The sequence below is a fragment of the Baekduia sp. genome (assembly GCF_035996765.1).
Taxonomy (GTDB): domain Bacteria; phylum Actinomycetota; class Thermoleophilia; order Solirubrobacterales; family Solirubrobacteraceae; genus Baekduia.
This window is the reverse complement of the sequence record NZ_DASYJG010000014.1, coordinates 15,593-38,812: the sequence shown is the minus strand read 5'-3', so window position 1 is coordinate 38,812 and position 23,220 is coordinate 15,593. Positions and strand designations below refer to the sequence as shown.

At 72.3% G+C, this 23,220-nt stretch carries 20 protein-coding genes; 12 read left to right on the top strand and 8 right to left on the bottom strand.

Features of this window, described 5'->3' with window-relative positions; genetic code table 11:
* Nucleotides 1–42 precede the first annotated feature (42 nt).
* On the top strand, nucleotides 43–828 hold the full coding sequence (locus VGO10_RS02875; protein WP_327464949.1) for a hypothetical protein: 786 nt from the start codon (nucleotides 43–45) through the stop codon (nucleotides 826–828).
* A gap of 4 nt (nucleotides 829–832) precedes the next feature.
* Here VGO10_RS02875 and VGO10_RS02870 read toward each other — a convergent pair whose 3' ends face one another.
* A complete protein-coding gene (locus tag VGO10_RS02870) occupies nucleotides 833–1,936 on the bottom strand; it encodes a glycosyltransferase (RefSeq protein WP_327464947.1) in 1,104 nt (367 codons plus the stop codon).
* Nucleotides 1,937–2,094: 158 nt separating this feature from the next.
* On the opposite strand from VGO10_RS02870, the gene VGO10_RS02865 reads away from it, so the two are divergent.
* The 4 genes from VGO10_RS02865 to VGO10_RS02850 are packed head-to-tail and all read left to right on the top strand — an operon-like array spanning nucleotide 2,095 to nucleotide 8,430.
* Complete coding sequence (locus VGO10_RS02865) at nucleotides 2,095–3,063, top strand: glycosyltransferase (protein ID WP_327464945.1); 969 nt, start codon at nucleotides 2,095–2,097, stop codon at nucleotides 3,061–3,063.
* On the top strand, nucleotides 3,060–4,355 hold the full coding sequence (locus VGO10_RS02860) for a hypothetical protein (RefSeq protein ID WP_327464943.1): 1,296 nt from the start codon (nucleotides 3,060–3,062) through the stop codon (nucleotides 4,353–4,355). Before VGO10_RS02865 ends, VGO10_RS02860 begins: the two co-directional genes overlap by 4 nt.
* Nucleotides 4,352–5,329 (top strand): glycosyltransferase, encoded by a 978-nt coding sequence (locus tag VGO10_RS02855; RefSeq protein ID WP_327464941.1) that lies wholly within the window; start codon nucleotides 4,352–4,354, stop codon nucleotides 5,327–5,329. Before VGO10_RS02860 ends, VGO10_RS02855 begins: the two co-directional genes overlap by 4 nt.
* Nucleotides 5,326–8,430, top strand: a complete 3,105-nt coding sequence (locus VGO10_RS02850) for a glycosyltransferase (RefSeq protein WP_327464939.1) — start codon at nucleotides 5,326–5,328, stop codon at nucleotides 8,428–8,430. The genes VGO10_RS02855 and VGO10_RS02850 overlap by 4 nt, the downstream gene beginning before the upstream one ends.
* Here VGO10_RS02850 and VGO10_RS02845 read toward each other — a convergent pair.
* From VGO10_RS02845 to VGO10_RS02835, 3 genes are read right to left on the bottom strand one after another with little or no spacing between them, the layout of a single operon-like run.
* Nucleotides 8,427–9,680, bottom strand: a complete 1,254-nt coding sequence (locus tag VGO10_RS02845; protein ID WP_327464937.1) for an ABC transporter ATP-binding protein — start codon at nucleotides 9,678–9,680, stop codon at nucleotides 8,427–8,429. The genes VGO10_RS02850 and VGO10_RS02845 overlap by 4 nt on opposite strands.
* Complete coding sequence (locus VGO10_RS02840; RefSeq protein ID WP_327464935.1) at nucleotides 9,677–10,504, bottom strand: ABC transporter permease; 828 nt, start codon at nucleotides 10,502–10,504, stop codon at nucleotides 9,677–9,679. Before VGO10_RS02840 ends, VGO10_RS02845 begins: the two co-directional genes overlap by 4 nt.
* A gap of 5 nt (nucleotides 10,505–10,509) precedes the next feature.
* Nucleotides 10,510–11,463, bottom strand: coding sequence for a glycosyltransferase family 2 protein (locus VGO10_RS02835; RefSeq protein WP_327464933.1), 954 nt, complete (start codon nucleotides 11,461–11,463; stop codon nucleotides 10,510–10,512).
* A gap of 23 nt (nucleotides 11,464–11,486) precedes the next feature.
* Between VGO10_RS02835 and VGO10_RS02830 the strand changes: the two genes are divergently transcribed.
* The 7 genes from VGO10_RS02830 to VGO10_RS02800 all read left to right on the top strand — a co-directional run bounded on the left by VGO10_RS02830 (nucleotide 11,487) and on the right by VGO10_RS02800 (nucleotide 19,497).
* On the top strand, nucleotides 11,487–14,981 hold the full coding sequence (locus VGO10_RS02830) for a trifunctional glycosyltransferase/class I SAM-dependent methyltransferase/polysaccharide deacetylase (protein WP_327464931.1): 3,495 nt from the start codon (nucleotides 11,487–11,489) through the stop codon (nucleotides 14,979–14,981).
* Nucleotides 14,982–15,222: 241 nt separating this feature from the next.
* Nucleotides 15,223–16,677: an exopolysaccharide biosynthesis polyprenyl glycosylphosphotransferase gene (locus VGO10_RS02825; RefSeq protein ID WP_327464929.1), complete on the top strand. Its 1,455-nt coding sequence runs from the start codon at nucleotides 15,223–15,225 to the stop codon at nucleotides 16,675–16,677.
* 180 nt (nucleotides 16,678–16,857) lie between these two features.
* Nucleotides 16,858–16,992, top strand: a complete 135-nt coding sequence (locus VGO10_RS02820) for a hypothetical protein (RefSeq protein WP_327464927.1) — start codon at nucleotides 16,858–16,860, stop codon at nucleotides 16,990–16,992.
* Between the two features lie 64 nt (nucleotides 16,993–17,056).
* Nucleotides 17,057–17,548, top strand: coding sequence for a phosphatase PAP2 family protein (locus VGO10_RS02815; RefSeq protein WP_327464925.1), 492 nt, complete (start codon nucleotides 17,057–17,059; stop codon nucleotides 17,546–17,548).
* A complete protein-coding gene (ychF, locus tag VGO10_RS02810) occupies nucleotides 17,545–18,636 on the top strand; it encodes a redox-regulated ATPase YchF (RefSeq protein WP_327464923.1) in 1,092 nt (363 codons plus the stop codon). The genes VGO10_RS02815 and ychF overlap by 4 nt, the downstream gene beginning before the upstream one ends.
* 26 nt (nucleotides 18,637–18,662) lie before the next feature.
* On the top strand, nucleotides 18,663–19,028 hold the full coding sequence (locus VGO10_RS02805) for a cupin (RefSeq protein WP_327464921.1): 366 nt from the start codon (nucleotides 18,663–18,665) through the stop codon (nucleotides 19,026–19,028).
* A 64-nt stretch (nucleotides 19,029–19,092) separates the two neighbouring features.
* Complete coding sequence (locus tag VGO10_RS02800; protein ID WP_327464919.1) at nucleotides 19,093–19,497, top strand: hypothetical protein; 405 nt, start codon at nucleotides 19,093–19,095, stop codon at nucleotides 19,495–19,497.
* Between the two features lie 3 nt (nucleotides 19,498–19,500).
* On the opposite strand, the gene VGO10_RS02795 is transcribed toward VGO10_RS02800, so the two are convergent.
* The 4 genes from VGO10_RS02795 to VGO10_RS02780 form a co-directional block, all read right to left on the bottom strand.
* Nucleotides 19,501–19,875 carry a type II toxin-antitoxin system VapC family toxin gene (locus VGO10_RS02795; RefSeq protein WP_327464917.1) on the bottom strand — a complete coding sequence of 125 codons (375 nt, stop codon included), beginning with the start codon at nucleotides 19,873–19,875 and terminating at the stop codon, nucleotides 19,501–19,503.
* Nucleotides 19,872–20,108: a type II toxin-antitoxin system prevent-host-death family antitoxin gene (locus tag VGO10_RS02790; protein WP_327464915.1), complete on the bottom strand. Its 237-nt coding sequence runs from the start codon at nucleotides 20,106–20,108 to the stop codon at nucleotides 19,872–19,874. The genes VGO10_RS02795 and VGO10_RS02790 overlap by 4 nt, the downstream gene beginning before the upstream one ends.
* A gap of 49 nt (nucleotides 20,109–20,157) precedes the next feature.
* Complete coding sequence (locus VGO10_RS02785) at nucleotides 20,158–22,272, bottom strand: glycoside hydrolase family 2 protein (protein ID WP_327464913.1); 2,115 nt, start codon at nucleotides 22,270–22,272, stop codon at nucleotides 20,158–20,160.
* Between the two features lie 71 nt (nucleotides 22,273–22,343).
* Nucleotides 22,344–23,204, bottom strand: coding sequence for a 5'-3' exonuclease (locus VGO10_RS02780; RefSeq protein WP_327464911.1), 861 nt, complete (start codon nucleotides 23,202–23,204; stop codon nucleotides 22,344–22,346).
* Nucleotides 23,205–23,220: the final 16 nt, after the last annotated feature.

Here is a 23,220-nt window from a genome sequence, read left to right as displayed (position 1 = left end):
GCCCGGTTTTGCCGGTTGGGCCGGCTGTCGACCCTAGGACCGATGTCCGTCACGCGCCATCCCTCGCTCCTCCGCGCCCTTGCCGTGCTCGTCGCGGTGCTCGCCGCTGCGGCGTGCGCGGCTGCGCCCGCGCACGCGGGGCCGACGCGCGCCGACAGCGCGGCGCCTCCCGGCGCCGACCCGAGCTGGCTGCCGGCAGAGAGCTGGGTCATGCAGCGTTGGCTGCCGTTCGACGAGCCGGCGCTCGAGCGGATCTACGCCATGGACACGGGACGGATCGCTGCGGAGCTCGACCGCACCGGCATCACGCTCAATCAGCTCGCAAAGCGGCGCCACGTGCCCACCCAGGGCCTGGCCGGCCGCCTGCTGGCGTCGCGGCATCTCGCGCGCGGCTCGGTCCTCCGCGCGACGCTCCTGGCGCGCACCAGGCGCATGCTGACCCAGTCCCACCTGGCCGTGCACGTCCTCAGCCACGTGTTTCACACCTGGACGGTGACGCGTGACACGGAAGGGATCTTCAGCGTCAGCCAGGACCGGTTCAAGGACCTGTACTTCACCCAGAAGCAGACGATGGGCGCGATCGCCGCCCAGGGTGGGGTGGGCACGGCGACGCTGCGGACGCGGGCCCTGCGCGCGGCCGAGCGGGCTGGGGCGCTGGGCGTCGCCCAAGGTGCGCTCTCTGCGCGCGAGAACCGGCTCATGCGCCAGCGCGACCGGCGCAACTTCCCCAGCTGGGCCGCCTACCACCTGCCCGGCCAGGCGGCGACCGCCAAGGCCGCCGCGGTCGCCCCGACAGGCCCGTCGCACCCGTTCTTCTGCCCGCTGTAGCGCCCTAGAGGACGCTGACGAGGAAGTCGCGGTAGGCCGCGGCCGTCGTCGCGAGGCTGAACTCGTGGGCGACGTCGCGCCTGGTGGCGATCAGCGCGGCGAGGCAGGTCGCGGCGTCGAGATCGGGCAGCCGTTGCACGACGACCATCCCCTCCCGCGTCTCGGGGCTGAACCCGGCGGCGCCGAGCGGCGTCGTGACCACCGTCCGCCCGGCCAGGAGCGCTTCGGCGATCTTCACCTTGATCCCCGTGCCGCTGAACACGGGGATGACGGCGGCGTCCACCTCGCGCCAGAAGTCCGCGGGGGTGGCCACGGGCCCGAGGATGGTCGCGCCGGCGTCGCGCAACGCGGGGTGGCGGTCGGACTCCCAGCCGCCCAGCACGACGTCGATCTCCGGCGCTTGGGCGGCCGGCGAGGCGAGGAGCGCGTTGGCGCTGTCGAGCGTCGGTTGGTGGGCGAAGTTGCCGAGGAAGCCGATGCGCAGGCGGCCGTCGGGAGGACGGGGTGCGACCGGCTCGGCCGACACGCCTGTCGGGACCCAGCGCGACGGGCGGCCGAGATGCTCGAGCCGGCGATGGTCGTCCCACCCGGCGACGAGCAGCGCCCGCGCGCGACGCAGCGCGGTCTCTTCGCTGCGGCGCACCCGTGCCGCGTAGGCGGCGCGGACGGCCGCCAGGGGCAGTTGCGCGGCGCGGGCGTCGATCTCATGGCCGCGCCACACGAGGTCGTAGACGTCGACGATGGGCGCTTCGGGCAACGCCTTGATCGCGGGCGCCAGATAGCTCGTGTGCAGCAGTGGAACGGCGCCTTGTTTGATGTGATCGCTCCACTGCTCGATCAGCGCCGCGACGGCGTGCCGGCCCGACTCGAACAGCGTGTGGGGGAAGACGCGCCGCTTGAGGCCCGCCGACGCGGCTGCGCCGTGTGCGCCGGCCCCATCCACCCCCGCGGCCGGCTCCTCCGTGCGCCAGCGGCCGGCCGGGGCGTCGAACCACACCACGACCGTCTCGCCGAGCGGCTCGGTGGCTCGCACCGCGGTCCGCAGCCGCAACGTCCCGCCCTGCTCCCGGTCCGGCCGGAAGGGATAAAAGTGGACGAACGGCGGCAAGGGCGCCATCGTACCCAGCGTTGTGGCGCCAAAACGGCCCTTCAGCTTCGTCAATCCTGGTCGACCGACCCGGATGACGCGCACCGTTTCTCAGCATAAGCCCGTATTCTGGGGTAAATGAGAGAAGGTGCCGAGCTCCGGGCACCCTCACGATCACCATGACCTCGCTCCTTGTCGCCGCCTCCGGTGGACACCTCGCGCAGCTGCATCGTCTTGCGCGGCGGCTCGACGCGATCGAGGAGGATCGGGTGTGGGTCACGTTCGACGGGCCTCAGAGCCGGTCGTTGCTGGAGGGCGAGAAGGTGGTCTTCGTGCCTTACGTCGGGCCGAGGGATCTGCGCATGGCGCTGCGCAACACGTGGCGGGCGCGGAAGATCCTGACCGAGTACGAGCCCAACGCGGTCGTCAGCACCGGCTCGGCGGTCGCGATGTCGTTTCTGCCGCTCGCGCGTCTCCGCGGGATCCCGACGATCTACGTCGAGAGCGCTGCGCGCGCCGACGGTCCCTCGCTGACCGGCCGGCTGCTGCAGCGCGTCCCTGGCGTCCAGCGCTTCTCGCAGTACCGGATGTGGGCGGATGACACCTGGCGCTACGTCGGGTCGGTCTTCGACGGCTTCAAGCCCGTCCCCGCCACCGCGCCGCCCGTCGGCCGGCCGCTGAAGATCGTCGTGACGTTCGGCCTGATCGAGGGCTACGGCTTTCGCCGGCTCGTCGAGCGGCTGCTGGCGATCCTGCCCGCCGATGCCGAGGTGCTGTGGCAGGTCGGCGACACCGACATGACCGGGCTGACGATGACCGCCTGCCGGTCGCTGCCGTGGCTCGACCTCACGGTGGCGATGAAGGAGGCCGATGTCGTCGTCGCCCACACCGGCATCGGCTCGGCGATCGACGCGATGGAGTGCGGGAAGTGTCCGGTGCTCGTGCCGCGCGAGGCCCGCCATGGCGAGCATGTCGACGACCACCAGCGCCAGATCGCCGCCGAGCTCGCTGCGGCTGGTCTGGCGATCTACCGGTCGGCCGAGGAGCTGACCTTCGGAGATCTGCGCGCCGCGATGGAGGTCCGCGTCGAGGAGCTCAGCGACCCGCCGATGATCCACACGCTGCCTGCGGATCGCCGCGCGGCGTGACGGCCGCACCGCCGCGCCCCGAGCAACAGACGCTGCGATGGGCGCGGGTCCTGGCGCTCGTGCTCGTCGCGACGGTGCCGGTCCTGTCGGGCGTCAAGCGCGGCCTGCCCGTGCCGGGCTTCCGGCTGAGCGAGCTGTTGACCGTCGTGCTCGGCGGCGCCGTGCTCGTCGCCTGCGGCCGGCGCTCGCTCGCGCGCCCCGGCGTGCTCGACTGGCTCGCGCTGGCCTACGCGGTCGCGACGCTCGTCCTCGGCGCGATCGACCTGCTGCACCGCGACGCGCCGTTTGACTCCGACAACCTCAGCGGTCTCCTGGGGCCGTTTCAGTTCTTGGTGCTCTACCGCGCGGTCGAGGTGACGGCGACCACGGACACCATCCGCCGCGACGTGCTGCGCGCGCTGCTGCTGGCGAGCATCCCGGTGGCGCTGCTGGCGGTGCTCCAGAGCCTCGACATCGATGCGTTCGTGAACTTCGGCGTGCACCTCACTGGCTCGGACTACCGCGGCGTCTTCGCCGACCAGGGCTTCGTCCGGGCGACGGGCACGTTCCCGCACTGGCAGGTCGCAGCCGGCTACTTCCTGACGATCGGCGTGCTCGGCTTCGCGCTGCTGATGCGCCCTGGTCATGGCGTCTTGGCCGACCGCGTGCTGCTGGCGGTCGTCGCCCTCGACATCATCGCGCTGCTGCGCACGGTGACCACGGGCGCGAGCACCGCGCTGGCCGTCACCTGCGTCCTGCTGGCGGTTGCCTCGGGACGGCTGCGCAACCCGCTGGCCTGGCCGCCGGTCATCGTGCTCGTCGTGCTGGTCATCGGCGGCTCGGTCCTCGCGCCGCGCTACCGCGAGCAATATCGGCCCGTTGAGCGTGGGCCGGAGGCGCATGGCATCGTGCCGCGGACGATCGTCTACCGCTATGACATCTGGAAGGACCAGTACCTGCCGGTCCTCGAGCACCGGTGGCTGGCCGGCTTCGGCCCCGACATCCCGCCCGACGCGCGCTGGAAGTACACCGAGTCGGTCTACGTGACCATGCTGCTGCGCGGCGGCATCTTGTTGTTGGCGATCTATCTGGCGTTCATGGTGCGCCTGGCGATCGAGGGGCGCCGCCTGATGCGCGACGGGCCGCCGTTGCACGTGGGCATCGGCTCCGCGGCTGTGGCGATCGTGCTCGTGCTCGCCGTGACGCAGATCATCGCCACGTACTTCACGACCAGCGGTGCGCCGCAGGTCGTCTGGGTGCTCGCCGCGCTCGGGGTCGCCACCGGCCTCCAACGGCGGGAGCTGCCCACATGACCCGGCTCGCCGTCATCGCCTGGACGCCGAGTCAGCGGCCGCACGAGCTCGCCGCTGCGCTCGGGGGTATCGCCCACACGCCGCACTTCCCGCGGCTGACGCAGCGCGCGCTCGTCCCGCTGCGCTACGGCGTCAGCGCCGTGCTGACTGCGGGCTTCCTGGTGCTCCGGCGCCCGCGCGCGGTGCTCGTGCAGAACCCGCCGATCGTGCCGGGCGCCATCGCCTACCTCTACTGCCGCATGACCGGGGCGCGCCTGGTGCTCGACAGCCACCCGCGCGGCTTCGGCCTCAAGGGCAGCCGCGCCGGGCGCCTCTTCCGGCCGTTGCATGACCACTTCATGCGCCACGCCGCCGCCACCATGGTGGCCAGCGAGCCGCTGGCCGGCGAGGTCCGCCGCGCCGGTGGCCGCCCCCTCGTCGTCCACGAGCCGCCGCCGCTGTGGCGAATCGACGCGCCACCGCCCGCCGACGCGCCGACCAGCGTGCTGTGGGTCGGCATCTTCGCCACCGACGAGCCGATCGCCGAGGTCGTCGAGGCCGCCCGGCTGACGCCCGACGTCCCGTTCGTCCTCTGCGGGGATCCGGACCGCTGCCCGCCGGAGGTGCGCGCGCAGGCGCCGGCGAACGTGACGTTCTCGGGCTACCGCCGTGGCGAGGACTACCGTGCGCTCGTCGCGGACGCGACGATCATGATGGTGTTGACCACCGCTCCGACATCCGTTCCCCGCGGCGCGTTCGAGGCGGTGGCCGCTCTGCGCCCGTTGATCGTCAGCGACCAGCCGCTGCTGCGCCAGCAGTTCCCCGAGGCGGTGTTCGCGGCCAACGAGGCGGCGGCGCTGGCCGGCGCCGTGCAGGAGGCCCGCGACCGGCGCGTCGCGCTGGCGGCCGTCGCCGGGCAGGCGCGTGAGCGCGACGCGCAGCGCTGGGCCGCCCAGCGCGCGGAGCTGCTGGCGGCGCTGGGGCTCGAGGCGTGAGCGACGGCACCCCGCGCCGCGCCCTGACGATGGGGACCGGCATCTACGAGGCGGGCGCGCCGCCCGTGTCGTTCCCGTTTGCCGACGCGCCTCGCTGGAGCGTCCTGGTGCTGTCTGACGGGACGCCGGCGGCGCGCATCGAGCTGCCCTCGCCCGGCGGCGGTGGTCCTCGGCTGCTCGCAGCGGCGCTCGGCCGTCAGGGCGACGCGGTGGCCTTCCGGCGGGCGCTGCGCGACGACCTGCGCGGGCGCCTCGGCGCGCCGCTGATCGTCGAGCCCCAGCACACGCTGCGGATATCGGTGATCCTCTGCACCCACCGCCGACCGCAGTACATCCGCGACGTGCTCGGCGGCCTCGCCCAGTTGGATCCGGCGCCGCACGAAGTCATCGTCGTCGACAACGATCCGGGCGAGGACGACTGCCGCGCGATCGTCGAGGCCGCCGGCTTCCGCTACGTGCGCGAGGACCGGCGCGGGCTCGACAACGCCCGCAACACCGGCGTGCGCCACGCGACCGGAGAGATCGTGGCGTTCACCGACGACGACTGCGTCCCGTGGCCGGCGTGGCTGCGCAGCGTGCCCGCGACGTTCGCCGATCCGCTCGTCGGGGCGATGTCGGGACCGGCGTTCCCGTGGAAGCTGGACACGCCGTCGCGGGTGCGGATGGAGCGCCAGGCGCCGCTCAGCCGCGGCCTGAACCGCCTCCAGTACACGTGGCACTCGATCTCGATCAACCACGCCGGCGGCGTCGGCTTCGGGGCCAACATGGCCTTCCGCCGGTCCGTGTTGGCCGCGCTGGGTCCGGAGCCGTTCCCGCCCGAGCTCGACGCCGGCACGCCCACGGAGTCCGGCGGCGACTACTACGTCTTCGCCCGCACGATCGTCGGCGGGCATCGGGTCGTCTACGAGCCCGACATGTTCACCTTCCACCAGCACCGCCCGGACCCGCGCGCGCTGCATCGCGCGGTGCGCGGCTACGGCGTCGGCTGCTCGGCGGCGATCAGCAAGATGCTCGTCGAGCACGGCGAGCTCGAGACGTGGCGCGCCTGGTGGTGGCTGATCGCCCAGTACCTGCGGACCCAGCGGCGGCGGACCGTCGGCCGCGCCGACACGGTGGAGACCCGCCTGTCGTGCGAGTTCATCGCCGGCTGGCTGCTCGGCCCGCGGCGCTGGCGCCGGTCGCTGGCCCAGCAGCGGGCGATCGCGGCGGCGGCGCAGACGGACACGACGAGCGCCGCGGCCACGAGCCCGGTGCCGGTCGATGGCGATGACGCCGGCGGTGCCACACCAGGCGGCGCGGCGCCCGCGCTCTCGGTCGTCATCCCCACCCACCAGCGTCCGGAGGCCATCGGTCGCTGCCTGGACCACCTTGCCCTCCAGACCGCCCCCGCCGACGCCTTCGAGGTGCTCGTCATCGACGACGCCGCGCCCGCCGTGCTCCGGCTCGCCGAGGTCCGGCGCGCGGGCCTCATCGTCCGCCTGATCGCCACCGGCGGCCGCGGCGCCTCGGCCGCGCGCAACCTCGGGGCTGAGGAAGCCGCCGCGCCCCTCGTCCTGTTCCTCGACGACGACATGCTCGCCGACCCCCGGCTGATCGAGCGCCATCTGGCGCGCCACGCCAGCGCCGCGGGCCCGACGGCCGTGGTCGGCGCCTACCCGCCCGCGCCGCCGTCGCCGTCGTTGGCCGCGCGCTCGACGGCGATCTGGTGGAGCGACACGTTCGAGCTGCTGCGCCGGTCGACCAGCCACACGTTCATGTCGCTGTTGAGCGGCAACCTCTCGGTGCCGCGCGACGCGTTCCTCGCGCTCGGCGGGTTCTCGGACGTGATCCCCTACCGGCGCGAGGACTGGGAGCTCGGCGTTCGCTGGACGGCCGCCGGCCACGCGATCGCCTACGAACCCGACGCCATCGCCGTCCACGAGTACACGCTGAGCACCGCTGCGCGGCTGCGCGGCGCCGAGCTGGAGGGCTTCGGCGACGCGACGCTCGCGCACCTGTATCCGGCGATCGTCGGCACGCTGCCGTTGATCGAGCACACGCCACCGGCCGCCGGCGGCCGCCTGCGCGCGGGTGCCTTCGCCGCCTGGCGACTCGGCGCCGTGCGCGCGGTCGTGGGCCTTGTCCTCGCTGCGCTCGAGGCAGGCCGGCTGCGCGAGGCATGGCTGCGATCGATCAAGCTCGCTCAGCGGCTCAGCTACCACGACGGATTGCAGCGGGCCGGGTGGGACGGGCCGCCGGAGCCCGAGCTGTCGGTCGATGTCGAGTTGCTCGACGGTGCGCCGCTGGCGCCCGCTGGCGCCGTCGCGCCGTCGCTGCGCCTGCTGCTCGACGGCGAGGAGGTCGGCTGGTGCCGGCCCGCGGAGGGCTTCTGGGGCCCGCACATCGCCGACCAGATCGTCGAGGCGCTCGACCCGAGCGACATCGAGCGGGTGGCCGCCGCGCGCGGCTGGGGCGCCGGACGGCCCGAGCCGTCGCCGCTGCGTGCCGAGGTCGCCGTCCTGCCGCGTGCCGGCTGGGCCGAGATCGCCGCGCTCGCCGCCGCCACCGAGGCACCGCTCGTCGCGATCCCCCTGGCGCCCGCCGACCCCGATGACTTCTGGCTCGACGAGGCGCTCGACGCCTTCGACGCCACCACCGTCGACCTCGCCTTCGGCTGCGGCGTGCCGTCCACCCTGCCCGCCCGGCCACTGCACCTCCACGACGCTGCGGCGCCCCCGTCGTTTGCCGTCGACGACGCGCCCGCCTACCTGGTGGTGCGCGCGGCGCGGCTGCGGGAGCTCGGCGGCGTTCCCCATGCACTTGCCCACCACGGCGCGAGCGCGCCCGCCCTCGCGCTGGTCGAGGCCGTGCTGCGCGCGGGCGGGGTGGTCGCCCGCCGCGACGTCCATGGCCTCGGCGACCCGGGCGTCGCGCCCGCCGAGCAGGGCGCCTCGTGGGCCGCGGCGGGCCTGGCCCACGCGCCGTCGCGACGCGCGGCGGTCGCGCGCGGCGCCGTCGGCGTCGCCGCCACCGTCCTCTGGCGCACCTACAAGGACGGCCCGGACCGTCGCCTGCTGGCCGCCGCCCGCGGCGCGCTCGCCGTGGCCCGGAACCGCGGCTAAGCCGCGTCGCCGATCGTCCAGCGCCGCAGCCGCGGCAGGTAGACGAAGTCGGTGTAGCGGTTGCCGCGCACCCGCAGCTTGTGTGCGCGCCAGTGGTAGTCATAGGAGAACGCCCAGTCGATCGGGAAGACCCCGATGTCGACGAAGTACGTCCCGGGCGCCAGTTCGACGTCGTCGAGGGCGAGCGTGACCCTGCGCGTTCCGCCCGCTGTCACGGGGCCGACCTGGACGCCGTCGGCCTGCGTGTTGACGTCGACGCACATGATCTCGCCCTCGGGCCGCTGGATGGCCAGCGACACGGCGAGCTCCTCGTGGGCGGCGTCGGCGTGGAGGGTGAACGCGACGTCCAGCGTCTCGCCGGGATCGAGGTCCCCGGCGCCGTCGGCGCCGATCCGGACGTCCTCGATCCGCACCTCCTGGGACCCGAAGCGCGTCTCCTGCAGGACGAGCCCCTCGGGCGTCTCGCCGTCGGCCGAGCCCTCGCGGTCGGGCGCCGGCGTGATCCTCAGCGTCGCCTCCTGCGCGGCGCCGCGGTAGCGCTCCACGACCTCGTCGGCCTCGCCGTACCCGAGCAGGCGGCCCTGCTCCAGCCACAGAACCTCGTCGCACTCCTCGATGACCTGCTCGAGGTTGTGCGAGGCGAACAGCAGGCTCGTCCCGGCCTCGCGGACCTCGCGGATCCACTCCATGCACTTCTCCTGGAAGCTCAGGTCGCCGACCGCCAGCACCTCGTCGAGGATCAACAGCCGCGGCCGCATCTGGGCGACGACGCCGAACGCGAGGCGCAGCTTCATGCCGTCGCTGTAGGAGCGCATCGGCGCGTCAGCGAATTCGTCCAGCTCGGCGAAGTCGAGGATCGCGGGCATCGCCGCCTGGGCGTCGCGCACCCGCATCCCGTGGACCAGCGCTGCGGTAAGCGCGTTCTCGCGGCCGGTCAGCTCCAAGTTGAAGGTGTCGCCGAGCGAGAGGACCGAGGCGGTGTCGCTGGCGACCGAGATCGCGCCGCGCGTCGGCTGGCTGACCCCGGAGGCCAGGCGCAACAACGTGGACTTGCCCGCGCCGTTGTGGCCGACGACGCCGAGCGCGTCGCCCGCCTCCAGCGTGAACGACACGTCGCGCAGGGCCCAGCGCGTCTCGGCCGAGCGCCGCTGCGCGCGCAGCGACGGGGTCAGCATCGAGCGCACGCTGCGCGTTCCCGCCTGCCAGCGGGGAAAGGACTTCCAGACGCCGTCGAATTCGAGCTGGATCACAGGTTGTCGGCGAAGTTGCGAGACAGACGGGCGAAGGTGAGGTAGCCGCCGATGCACAGGACGATCGCGAGGACCGCGACGTAGATGAAGTGCCCGGCCGACGGCCACGGCGCCCCGAGCAGCGCAGCGCGGTAGGCCTCGACGAGCGTCGTCATCGGGTTGAGCTCCAGGATCGACTGGTACTCGTCGGGCACCGTGCGCAACCCGTAGAAGACGGGCGTCATGTAGAAGAGGATCTGCAGGACGACCTGTACCAGGTTGGGCACATCACGGAAGAAGACGCTCACCGATGAGACCAGCCACGAAATGCCGGCCATCAGCGCGAGCTGCAGGACGACGAGCAGCGGCGTCACGACGATCGTCCACTCCACGCCGGTCTCCAGCGCCGCCATCACGAGCAGGATCGGCAGCGCGAGCAGCACGTCGACCAGCGGCACGACGATCGACACGATCGGCAACACGGCGGCCGGCAGCCGCGGTTGGAAGACGAGATGGCGGTCGTCGAGCAGGACGGTCGTGGCGGTGCCGACGCCGGTCGAGAACCACGTCCACGCGATCAGGCCGCTGAAGACGAAGACCGGGAAGTGCGGGATGCCCTGGTCGATGACCGACCCGAAGATGAACACCAGCGCGGCGAGCTGGGCGAGCTGGCGGGCGACCGGCCACGCCCAGCCCAGCAGGGTCATGCGGTGCGTCGCGTCGATCTCGCGCCGCACCAGGTGCAGCACGACCTCCTGGAACACGCCGGGGGTCAGCCGCCGCGTGCCGGGGGCGGTGAGGGCCGCCTCCGCAGGGGGTGACGGGCTGGCGGTCCGTGCTGCCATCCGGTTCATTGTCCCACGCCGGGGCGCGCCCACCCGTCGAGCTGCTCGACGCGGCGCCGGATCTGGGCGAGTCGGAGGGCCGCGCCATCGGCCCGCACGGTGCCCGCGAGGGTCAGCAGGCCGCGCATCACGGCGCGCAGGACAGTCGCCGCGCCGCGCCGCGTAGCGAGCAGCAGCACCGGTCTTAGCGGTCCCGGGACACCCGTCAGGAGGTCGCTTGCCCGCTTCGCCACGGCGGCGTCCGGATGCAGGCGCGCCAGCTGCGCCTGCTCGGCGCCTTGGGCACGCGCATCGGCGAAGAACGCCTCCGGAGCGCGGGCATAACGATGGGCCGCGCGCAGCTGCGGCGCGAAAACGCCCTGCAGCCCGGCCGCGCGGCAGCGCAGCCCGAAGTCCCGGTCCTCGTGGCGATACCCGCGGTAGTCCGGGTTGTGGAGGCCGACGCGCAGGGCATCGGTGCGGCGCAGCGACACGTTGCCCATCCAGAGCCGCTCGAGCACCTCGGCCGGATCGGCCTCCCAGCCAGCGACACGCCGCGCATAGTCGGCGGCGTACAACGCCCGCGGGTAGCGCGGGCGCGGCTCGGACGGTCCCAGATCGACCGGCATCGCCCCGACGACGACCACCTCGTCGCGCGCGGCGTGGCGCGCCGCGTGCCCCGAGACGAGTCCCGGCGCGGCCACCACGTCGTCGTCGAGCAGCAGCACGACGTCGCCCACGGCGGCCTGCGCGCCGGCTTGACGCGCCGGAGCCGGGCCCTGGCCGCCACCGGCCACGATGCGCACCCGCGGGTCGTCCGGCAGCCCTAGGCCCGGCGTCGGATCCGGGCGATCGTCGACGACCACGACCTCGGCGGGCTCGCCGGCCAGCGCCGCCGCGACGACCTGCGCCAGCGCCGCCGACCGACCAGCGGTCGGGACGACCACGGAGACCGTGAGACCAGGGGCTTCCGTGGGCATCTGCGAGTAGTATCGCGCGCTCCATGGCGTCGATCTCGGTCGTCATACCGGCCTACAACCGGGAGGCGACGCTGGGCGTGTCCCTCGACGCGCTGCTCGCCCAGGGCCACCAGGACTGGGAGGCGATCGTCGTCGACGACGGTTCGGCCGATCGCACGGCGGCCGTCGCGCAGGAGTACGCCGCGCGAGACCCGCGCATCCGCGTGCACCGCCAGGCCAACGGCGGCGTCAGCGTGGCGCGCAACACCGCGATCGGCCTGGCCCGCCATCCGTGGCTGTTCTTCCTGGACGCCGACGACTGGATCACGCCCGAGGCCTTCGCGCAGCTCACGGCCGCGTTGGAGCGCCATCCGGACGCCCAGCTGGTCAACGGCGGCTGCACGCGCGTGCTCGCCGACGGGACCGAGATCCCCGAGGAGCGCGTGGCCCAGGGCGAGGACCTGTTTGCCAAGTTCGCCCGCACCTGCGCGTTCTCCATCCACACGTCGCTGGTCGACACCGAGCTGGTCCGGCGCCTCGGCGGCTTCGACACCTCGTTGATCACCTGCGAGGACTGGGATCTCTGGCAGCGCATCGTCCGCACCAACGTCCGCTTCGCGTCGATCCCCGACAACGTCGCCTACTACCGCGTGCGCAGTGGCTCGGCCTCCGGCGACGGCGTCCGCATGCTCACCGACGGGCTGCGCGTCATCGCCCAGGGCTACGGCGAGGATCCGCGGCTCGACGGCTGGCCCGGCGCCCGGCGCAGCGGCGAGGGGGAGGATGCGGCGCGCGCGGCGCGCCTGTACCTGGCCGCCTACGCCGCCGGCCTAGAGGTCGCCAAGGGCCAGGACGGCTCCGCGCTGCTGGACCTCATCGAGGACCGCCACGCGGGCGACACCGACGCGTCGGGCATGGCGCACACGATCTTCAACGCGATCGCCGTCGCCCGCGGGACCTCGGTGCGGCGCTGGCCGGACTACCCGCCCGAGGTCCATGAGCACCTGCACGGCTTCGTGGAGGCGCTCGGTCGGTTCACGCGCGATCACTGGTTCGCGCTGAGCATGAGCCAGACGCTTGAGGAGCTCATCCTCCAGAACGGCACCGACCACGCGGAGCTGCTCGTCGGGCGCACGCAGGTCACGCGGCCGCCGGTGGCCGGACCGATCGCCGACGTGGCGCTGCGCGGCGCGCAGCGCCTGATGATCGCGCCCCGCGACCTTGAGGACGGCTCGCCGCCGATCGTCCTGCCGGTCGCCGGGCCAACCGTCCCGGCCATGGTGATCGCCGACGCGCTCGCGACGACGCACGGGTGGGAGATCCTGCGGCGCCATTTCGCGGCCACGATCTACCCGGAGCTGACCGTGCGCCGCGACGCGCGGATCGTCGTGCACCGCGGGCGCGTCAAGCTCGCCGACGGCGAGGCGGCGCCAGAGGTCGAGACCGCGCAGGCGCTGCACACCGCGGTGGGCTGGATCGTGTTGTTGCAGGAGCTCTGGGGCCGCCCGGACTGGGAGCACGACCGCTTCTACGACCTGGGCGTCAAGCCGGCCCGCGAGGATCGCGGCGGGCCGGTGGTCGCGCGTGAGGAGCTGGGGATCGTCGAGATCGCCGAGGAGCTGCCCGCGGTCACCGGTGTGGATGGGCCGCTCGACGTCGACGTGGCCCTGGCCGGCCTTCCGCTCCTGCGCGTCCGCGTCCATCCGACGCGTGGCGCGGTCTCCGCGCAGGCGCTGCGCGGAGCGATCAGCTACGCGGGTGGCTTCGAGCTGTGCAACGTCGTTGTTCGGGAGGGGCTCCTCCTACCCGATCCCGCCCACCCCACGGAGGAACCGCTGCGCGCGCGCCTCGCTGCGGCGGCGGCGCGGCGCCGCGCCACGGCCAACGGCGCCGCGCCGGCGGGATCGGAGCAGCTGCTGCCCGGCTGGGCGGCAGTGGCGCAGGAGGTCGCCCCGTCGGGCGTCGCGCTCCTGGGCCGCCACCGCTACGGCACGATCAGCGGTGCTGCGGGGCGCCCCGCCCTGCTGCCCGGGAAGGCCGCTGCCCACCTCGAGGCGCTGGCCGGGCACACGGGCCAGCCGCTGGTCGCCCCGTCCGGCGGCGGCGCGCCCTTGGCGGTGCTGCACGCGCCGTTCCTCATCGACCGCGACCGCGAGCCGGTCGAGCTCGGGCTGAAGTCCGACGGCCGCGCCCGCTGGTTCGAGCGCCGCCACATGGCCGTCGGGCGGCTCGCGGCGGGGTCGGTCGCCGGGGCGCGCCGCGCCCACGTCCTCGAGCTGCTGCCACCCACGGCGGGGCAGGTGCTCGAGGTCGGGTGCTCGGATCCGGTCCTCACCGCCGAGCTCGGGGCCCGAGCCGAGCGGCTCGTCGTGGCCGACATCTCGTGGCTGGCGCTGCAGGAGGCCGCCGCCCGCTGCGCGGACGCGGCCAACGTGTCGTTTCAGCGCACCGACCTCTTCGAGGAGCCGCTGCCGCCCGGCAACGACCTGATCGTCTGCGGCGACGTCCTGCGGTGGGCCGAGAAGCCCGCCCAGCTGCAGGCCGGCGCCCGCCGTCTCATCGACGCGCTGGCGCCGGGCGGGGCGCTGGTCGTGACCAGCAGCACGTCGAGCGCCGACCAGGTCTGGCGCGCGCTGCACGCCGGGCGCCGCTTGGCGTTGACCGAGGAGCTGCGCGGCGCCACGTTTCGCATCCAGCGCTACGAGGTGCGCGCCTCGCGCCTCCCACGCCCGCTGCACCGTCCCGCGCCGGTGCGTCTGCGCACGCTCACGATCGCCGAAGAGACCGCCGAGACGGCGCCTGCGCCGGTGACCGTGACCGCCGGCGAGGTCACCGCCGCACTGCCGGTCCTGATGTACCACCGGATCGCCAACGACGGTGAGCCGCGTGCGCGCCGCTGGCGCACCGAGCCGGCGGCCTTCGAGGAGCAACTGCACTGGCTGCGCGAGGAGGGCTTCCGCTCGGTCGACGTCGACGAGTGGGCCGGCGCCGCCGCACTCGATCAAGAGCTGCCGGGGCGGGGCATCATCCTGACCTTCGACGACGGCTTCGCCGACTTCGGCGAAGAGGCCGCTCCGCTGTTGCAGCGCTACGGCTTCCGCGCCGAGCTGTTCGTCGTCAGCGGCCACGTCGGCGGCACGGACTCCTGGGACACCAGTTGGGAGCGGCGCGAGCCGCTGATGGACTGGCAGGCGCTCGCCGACCTGCCACCCGAGGTGGTGCGGATCGGCTCGCACACGGTCGGCCACGCGCCGCTGACCGCGGTCTCCCACCAAGAAGTGGTTCGTGAGCTCGTCGAGAGCCGGATCACGCTCGAGGATCGGCTGGGACGGCGGGTCACGACGATCGCCTACCCGTTCGGACTCAACGACGGGGCGGTTCAGCGGATGGCCGGCGCGGTCGGCTACGAGGTCGGTTACACGACGATGCCGTGGTGGGCATATCCGACACGCAACCTTTTGGACCTTCCTCGCCTGGAGGTCCGTGGCGGCGAAAAGCTGGAGACATTCCGGCGTTTGGTTGACCGTCCTTCCCCATAATTGCCTGAATTCTCGAGTCCGGCGAGTGGACTTATAGTCGAGTGCAGTTTGGCCGTTAGCGGCTAGGCAAGGCCACCTGCTCTCGCTACGGTGGTTCAGACACACGGCGTTCACATCCCACGGCTGGGAGTGACGCACCACCTGACCGGGGTCACGAAGGGCAGGAACTCCGGTCGGCCATAAGTCTGTAGGGCCAACTCCTAGGACAAGGAAAGCGTTTCCCTTGCGAGTTCCGCTACGCGTGGCCGAAACCGGCCGCGGTACGACCAAGCTCATGCGGATGACCGGGCTGCGCTCGGTCCCGCCCATCATCGAAGAAGTCAAACCAAACGGCGCCGTCATGCTGCGCGACCGCCGCTACCGGCGCAGCCTCGTGGTGGCCGACGCGTTGTCGGCCCTCGTGGCGCTGGTGTTCGCCACCAACGTGCTCGGCACCAACCAGCTGGGGCTGCAGATCCTGCTGGGCCTGCCGCTCGTGACGCTGGCGTGCAAGCTCAGCGGGCTGTATGACCGCGACGAGCTCGTCATCCGCAAGACGACGCTGGACGAGGCGCCCGCGTTCCTGGAGCTGGCCACGCTTTACACGCTCGCCGTGTGGATGCTCGACGGCGTCGTGCTCAGCGGCCCGCTCACCAAGGAGGCCGCGCTGATCCTCTGGGTCTCGCTGTTCGCCTTCGGGCTCGTGTTCCGTCGCGTCGCCCGCTACGTCGCGTCACGCGCCGTCCCTGAGGAGCGCCTGCTGCTCATCGGCGACGCGGCGACCTACGCCCGCGTCCAGCACAAGCTCGAGGCCGGCGACGTCCACGCGCGCCTGGTCGGCCGCATGTCGCTGCAGCGCGTGTCGGACTTCAGCGCCGACGAGCGCCCGGTCGACGAGGCGACGCTCGGTCAGCTGATCCGCGACCTCGATGCTGATCGTGTGCTCGTGGTGCCGAGCCAGACCAACCCGCAGGTGACGCTCGACCTGATCCGTGCGACGAAGGCCATCGGCGTCCGCGCCAGCATCGTCCCGCACGTCTTCGACGTCGTCGGCCAGTCGGTTGTCTTCGACGATCTGAGCGGCATGACGTTGCTCGGCGTCCGCGAGTTCGCCCTCGGCCGCTCCTCGCAGGTCGTCAAGCGGGCGTTCGACCTGCTCGGCGCGGTGGCGGCGCTGCTGGTCTTCGCGCCGGTGCTGGCGCTCATCGCCGTGCTGATCAAGCTCGACAGCCGCGGTCCCGTCTTCTTCCGTCAGGAGCGGATCGGGCGCGACGGCGAGCCGTTTCGCATCTTCAAGTTCCGGACCATGGTGGCCGACGCCGAGGCCCGCAAGGCCGAGCTGATGGCCCACAACGAGGCGGACGGCCTCTTCAAGATCGCCGACGATCCGCGCATCACCCGGGTCGGGTGCGTCCTGCGCAAAACGTCGCTGGACGAGCTGCCGCAGCTGCTCAACGTGCTGCTCGGGGAGATGTCGCTGGTCGGCCCGCGCCCGCTGATCAACAGCGAGGACGAGACCATCACCGGCTATGACCGCCGCCGGCTGCACCTGACGCCGGGCATGACTGGTCACTGGCAGATCATGGGGTCCTCTCGCGTTCCCATGCACGAGATGCTGAAGATTGACTATGTCTACGTCACGACCTGGAGCCTCTTCGAGGACATCAAGATCCTGACGCGGACCGTGCCCTACATGCTCGCCCGCCGGGGCATGTGAGGCTGCGGGGGAGATCATCCGCCTCACCGGGTGATGGAGATCACTCGCTTTGCGAGAAACGGCGGGATAGTTTTGGCCGAACAGGAGGTCCGTGCGGGGACTTCCAGGACTGTGAAAGGGCCATCGGTGGCCGACAGCAATTGGGTGTTCGTGGAGCGCTCGCGCGGACGCATGCGGCGCGTGACTCTGCTCAACGACGAGTTCGAGATCATCTCGACGCACGATCGCGGGAGCGACTCGGCTGAAGGTGAGCCTGACGAGTGTCAGCTCCTGCGGGCCGTCGAGCTCGAGCGCAGCATCCGACTCACCGCCTGAGAGTCGATCCCCGCCCGCCCCGCGCTGCGCCGCAGGCGGGCGACGGACTACCGTTGCCCGTCGCATGACCGCCGCCCTCGACACCGCGCTCTATCGCGCTGCCCGCACCTACGGGCACGCGCCCGCGACCGAGCGTGCCGTGGCGCGGTTCTCCCACCTCGGTGAGCACGCTGCGCTGTGGTTCGCCATCGGCGCCACCGGCGCGGCGCTGGATCGGCCGCGGCGCCGTCGCTGGAAGCGGGCGCTGGCGGGGGTCGGTGCGGCCTACGTCGCCAACGTCGCCGTCAAGTACGTCGTGCGACGGCCCCGCCCGTTGTTCGAGGACTTGCCGCAGTTGATCGGGACCCCGACGCAGCTGAGCTTTCCTTCGTCGCACGCCACCTCGTCGTTTGCCGCCGCCCGCGCCTACGCCCCGTTGCTGGGCGCGGCAGGTCCGGTCGTCTATCCGCTGGCGGCGGCCATGGCCGCCACGCGCGTCTACCTCGGCGTGCACTACCCCTCAGACATCCTCGCCGGCGCGCTGCTCGGCACGCTCGTAGGAGAAGCGACTCGATGAAGGTCGGCATCGTCGGCATGCCCAACGCGGGCAAGTCCTCCCTCTTCAACGCCCTGACCAAAGCGGGGGCCGAGGCGGCCAACTACCCGTTCACGACGATCGAGCCCAACGTGGCGATCGTGCCGGTGCGCGACGAGCGCATGGAGCAGGTCGCGGCGTTGTTGCAGTCCTCGGAGATCGTGTGGGACACGATCGCCTTCCACGACATCGCCGGCTTGGTCAAGGGCGCGTCGGAAGGCGAGGGCCTGGGCAACAAGTTCCTGGCCAACATCCGCGAGACCGACGCGATCGTCCACGTCGTCCGCGCCCACACCGACTCCTCCATCTTGCACTCGGAGGGCTCGGTCGATCCGGCGCGCGACGTCGAGACGATCGAGACCGAGCTGATCTACGCCGACCTCGAGCAGGCCGAGCGCCGCCACGAGCGCGTGCTCAAGCAGGCGCGCGGCGGCGACAAGGAGGCCACGGCCGAGCAGAAGTGGCTCGAGGAGATCATCGCCGGGTTGCAGGCGGGCACGTCCGTCCGTGCCGCCATCGTCGACCACCCGGTGCCCGATGCGGCGCCCGAGTCGTTGCGCAACCTCTCGCCGTTGACGAGCAAGCCGGTGTTGTTCGTGGTCAACGTCGACGAGGGCTCCGACGAGATCCCACCGGTCATCGCCGAGCACGCCGCGGCGCAGGATGCCGGCGTCGTCGCCGTCTCCAGCCGCCTGGAGGCTGAGCTGTCGGAGATGGACGACCAGGACGCCGCCGAGATGCGCGCCGACCTCGGCGTCAGCGAGTCCGGCCTGGATCGCGTCGCCCAGGGCGCCTTTGCGTTGTTGCAGCTCAACTCGTTCTTCACGGCCGGTGAGGGCACGATCGCCCAGTCCTGGCATCTGCGCGACGGCCTGACCGCCTGGCACGCGGCGGGCGAGATCCACACCGACATCCAGAAGGGCTTCGTCCGCGCCGAGGTCATCGGCTGGGATGCGCTGGTGGAGGCGGGAAGCTACGCCGGCGCGCGCGAACGCGGGACGCTGCGCCTGGAAGGCCGCGACTACGTGATGCGCGACGGCGACGTCATCAACGTCAAGTTCACGCCCTGATCCTCACGACCGGGTACACGCCTCCTATGGACCTTCCCCGCCGCGTCGACAAGCCCTGGGGCCACGAGCTCTGGTACGCCTTGACCGACCGATACGCCGGCAAGATCTTGTACGTGAACGCCGGTCACCGGTTGTCGCTGCAGTTCCACCATGACAAGGACGAGAGCAACTACCTGCTCTCGGGCCGCCTGAGGCTGATCAAGGGCACAAGTGCCGACGACCTCGTCGAGACCGAGATCGGCCCGGGCCACACCTGGCGCAACGAGCCGGGCGAGGTCCACACGATCGAGGCGCTTGAGGATGCGCAGGTCCTCGAGGTCTCGACCCCGGAGGTCGACGACGTCGTGCGGCTCTCCGACAGCTACGGCCGCGAGGGCACGACGGCGCATTAGCGTGGTCGGCGCGCGCCCACGTCGCCGGCGCGCGCGCCGCGTTGCACTCGGGCTATTGGCCCTCGTGGCGCTCGCCGCCATCGCGGCGGCCGTCGTGCTGGCGCGGGGCAGCTATGAGACCTATCCGCGGACCGGGCTCCTGACGGCGGCCGGCCGCCGCGCCGCGCCCGCGTGGACGCGACCCTGCTGGACGACCGCGCGCCACCTGCGCGCGACGACCTGCGCGCACGTCTCAGGCCGTGTCGTCTGGATCCAGCACCACGACCCCGACGGCGACGGCGACCGCCATCTCATCGTCGTCGAGCGGTTGCACCCGCGCATCGTGAAGATCGCACCGTCGCTGCCGGTCTCGCACCTGCCGGGGTACGGGACGCGGATCGATGCCGTCGGCTACCTCGACCTCGGCGGCAGCGGGAACATGGAGCTCATCGCCGCACGGCTGGTGCCCGGCGGGCCGACGGGCCGCTGAGCGTCACCAGGCGGTGCGGACGTCGTAGGCCGTGAACCTGCGATCGGCCGTCAGGATCACGGCGTCCTCGAGTTGCGCCTGAGCGATCAACATGCGATCGAACGGGTCGCGATGGTGAAGGGGCAAGGCGGCCGCCGCCTTGGCATGGTCATGGGTGATCGGCAGAAGCGTTACGAGGTCGGGCTCGTAGAGGGCGTTCAGGTCGTCCACGCCGTCGAGCTTGCCCAGCGCCTCCTTCATCCGTAGCTCCCAGATCGTTACGGCGCTGAAGAGGAAGGGATTTGCGTCGTCCTCCATCAGCGACTGCGCGTGCTCGGTCAACTGTCGCGAGCCTTTGAGCCACCACAGCAGCGCGTGGGAGTCCGGGAGAACTCTCATCGCATGCCGAAAGCTTCGGCGATGTCGTCCGGTAGCTCGTCGAAGTCGTCTGCGATCCAGATGCCCTTCATCGAACCGCAGAGCTCGGCGCGCGAACGCTTCGGCTTCTCGATGGCGACCAGGCGCGCCACCGGGACGCCCCGGCGCTCGAGCACGACCTCTTCACCGCTCTCTACGGCCGCGACCAGCTGCGACAGCTTCGTCTTGGCTTCGTGCATGCCCACGCGCGTCATGCCAGGAGCGTAGCACTCCTATCTAGCTAGATCGACTAAGTCAATCTAGCTAGGCCACGCTGCGCAGCGCCACCGGCGCGTCGACCGGCTCATCGCTGCGCGCCGCCCGGTGCGCGCGGATGACCCGCAGGCGCCGCTCGCGCGTCTCGCGGTCGTCGGCGAGGATCGCGCCGCGCCAGCCGAAGAAGGCCCACAGGTCGACGCCGAGCAGGATGCCCACGGCGATCAGGATCGCGATCGCGAAGCCGAGGCCGACGCGGCCGCGGTGGTGGTCGGGCACGCGCGTGTCGAGTGCTAGCGCGACGTCGGCGTCCGGCCGCACCAGCGGCGTCGCCTTGATGTCCTTGCGCAGCACGTCGTAGGCCGGCTTGGGCCGCCCGTCGTAGGTGATCAGGCCCTTGTGGTGGATCGAGGTGCGGTCGGCGGATCGCAGCTGCGCCCCACCGTCCCACTGCGGCTTGACCGCGAACTCCTGCAGCGTCCAGTAGATCGCGCCGCTGAGCGTCGGGGCCCGGCGCACGGCGCTGAGCACGTCGCGCGTGTAGAGCTCCTGGAAGGCGTAGGTCTGCTTCTCGCTGGCCGGGCCCGTCATCGTCGACTCGGCGCCGAACTCGGTCAGCACGAGCCCCGCGTTGGGGTACATCGCGCGCATGCCGCTGAGGTACGGGCCGAGCGAGCGGATGTCGGCGGTCGAGTGGCCCGGCTTGCCCGGATACCAGCCGAAGTAGCTGTTGATGCCCAGCAGGTCGAAGGCCGCGTAGGCCTCCTGGCGCGCGTAGCCGGGGTAGCTGAGCGTGTCGACGGCGGTCGGCAGCGTCGGGTCGAGGTCGACGGTGAGCGCGCGGGCGTCGCGCAGGAAGGCGGCGGTCCCCGGCACCTTGTCCGGGATGACCGACAGCTCGTTGGCGACCGAGTGCGTGATCGTCGACGGGTGGTTGCGCGTGGCCATCACCGCGGCGCGGACGGTCGACAGCGCCGTGTCGCGCTGGGCATCGGTGACCAGCAGCTTGTCGCGGTGGTAGATCGGCGCCTGGGTCCAGACCATGATCCCGGCCTCGTCGAGCTTGCGCTGCAGCCGCTCGTCGAGCGCGTAGTGCGCGCGGGTCACGTTGGCGCCGACGGCCTTCAGCTGGGCGACGATCGCGTTGACGTCCTCGTCGGTCAGCGCGGGCCCGTGGCCATCGACGTCCTCCTGGATCGACGCGCCGCGCAGCTCGACCGGCTTGCCGTTGAGCTCGAGCAGGCCGTTGCGAACGGTGACCGTGCGCAGGCCGATCCGCGCGCCGTCGTGCTGCTGGACGCCGCTGGGCCCGATCGTGTCCAGTGCCGCGCCATAGAGCGCCGGATGGCCCGGGCCCCAGAGCTTTGCGGTACCGGAGACCGGAACGCTGAAGCGCACGCGGGCGCGCTCGCCGGGCGCCAGCGGGCGGGCGGTGGCGCCCGCGCTTCCCGCCGGCTTGCCATCCGGATTGCTCAGCCGCGCGGCCAGGCGCGGGCGCACGGTCGCCGCGCTGCGGTTCTCGACCGTCGCGTCGACCAGCACGCTCCACGTGCAGTTGCCGCCGTCTTCATCGCAGCGCTGGCGCGGCAGGAAGCCGGCATCGTGGGTGACCAGCGCGCCGAGCGCCACCAGCTGGGCCGGACGCGTCATCCCGCCCCAGTTCCACCAGCCCTCGCGCGGCTCCTTGGCCTTGTGGTTGTCGGCCCGGACGACGAGCTCGTGCGGCTGCCCGTCGGCCAGTGCGGGCAGCGCGATGGTGAAGGGCGCGTAGGGATCGGTGTGGACGGCGATCCGCTTGCCGTCGAGGAAGACGTCGGCCACGCGGCGGATCTGCTCGAAGCGCACGCCCCAGGAGAAGCCGGCCGGCGTTCCGCTCGGCTGGGTGAGCTTGATGCGGTACCAGCCGGTCTGGCCGTGGAAGACCTTGGCGTCGGGATGCGGGTCGAAGACGTGGGGAAGGTCGACGGCCGACCACGTCGCGCCGCCGTGGCCATCGGCCCAGCCATCGCGCAACCCGGCGTCGGTGGGGTCGGGCGCGTACTCCCAGCCGGCGGCGTCGAGGTTGACCGCGCGCGGGGGCCCCGGAGCCGCCGAAGCCGTACCGACGCCCGCTGCGCAAATCAGCGCAGCGGCAGTCAGAAAGGCGGCGGCTCGTCGCACCACGCGGTGGATCATCGCTGAGGCATCGGCAGATGGTGCATCGGGCTTCAGCCCGGCGTTCGCCCGCGCACGCCCTACTCCTGCTTGGCCAGCTCCTCCAAGCGGCTCGCCAAGCGGTTCATCCCGCGCGCCGACGCGGCCGTGGCGGCCTCGCCGAAGGTGGTCGGCGCATCGGAGGGACACGCCACTGGGATCGGCTGCAGCGTCGCGATCTTGCGGAACTCGCGCAGCTCCTCAGCTTGATTTCGGAGCGCTGCGGCGACGCGTGGGCGCTCTTGGTCAGCGTTGGCGATGGCTGTGTCGAGATCGCCATGCACGCGCAGGATCTCCCCCGCCGTCTTCTCCCCGATGCCCTTGGCGCCCGGAATGCCGTCCGACGGATCGCCGCGCAGGGCGATGAAGTCCGGCACCTGGTCGGGGCGGATGCCGTAGCGCGCCTTGACCCCCGCGACGTCGACGAGCTCCGGGCCGTCCTTGCCGCCGCGCGGGTACAGGACGCGCACCGACTCCCCCACGCACTGGAACATGTCGCGGTCGCCGCTGAAGATCAGCGCGGTCCCGCCGGCGTCGACCTCGCAGCGGGCGTAGGCGCCGAGCAGATCGTCGGCCTCCAGGTCGCCCGCGTCCTCCCAGAGCCACCCGAACGCGTCGAAGAACGCTGGCGCATCAGCCCACTGGGGCGCCAGCTCGTCCGGGACCGGCGGGCGGGTGGCGTGGTAGGAGGCCAGCGACTCCGCGCGGTAGGCAGCGGCTTCGGCGCCCGTGCAGAGAACGACGGCCCGCGGCGCGTGGCGCTCGACCGCCCACAGCACCTGGTTGGCGAAGCCCAGCAGCGCGTTGACCGGCGTGCCGTCGGCGCCGGTGATCGACTTGGGCAGGCCGTAGAAGGCGCGGTAGAGCAGCGATGGCGCGTCGACGGTGAGCAGCGGACCCATGGGCGCCGTACTCTGC